The following is a 390-nucleotide window of genomic DNA, read 5'->3' on the forward strand; positions in this document are numbered from 1 at the left end:
CAAACCCGTCAAAGGAAATCCGGCGCTCCGGGCAGAGATAGAGCCGCACTGACTCCGTCTCTGGCAGAGTGCGCAGCTGTTCTCTGCATACCACTCCGTGGATCTGCTGAGGCACACCGTCCACCGCCCGGTGGTATGTGCCGTTCTGCCGGTTGCACCATTCCAGCGCCTGCCAGTTCAGGTCCGTAACATGGTAGAATACCCGGCCAGCGAGAAAATTGTCTTTCACAAATCGCACCAGGCGCTCTACCTTGCCTTTGGTGAAGGGATGGCGGGGTTTACAGAGCTTTGTCTCAAAACCAAGGTTTTTCATGAAGACCTCGTAGTCCTTCTGCCAGACCGGATGGCCCTCCAGATCCCGGTGCAGCACGACGCTTTTCATATTGTCAG

At 56.4% G+C, this 390-nt stretch carries 1 pseudogene; it reads right to left on the bottom strand.

Features of this window, described 5'->3' with window-relative positions:
- Positions 1-390 (bottom strand): annotated as a pseudogene (locus H6B51_RS17370) (IS21 family transposase); the annotation flags it as partial.

The organism is Pseudoflavonifractor phocaeensis (genome assembly GCF_016901955.1).
In the GTDB taxonomy this organism is placed as follows: Bacteria; Bacillota; Clostridia; order Oscillospirales; family Oscillospiraceae; genus Flavonifractor; species Flavonifractor phocaeensis_A.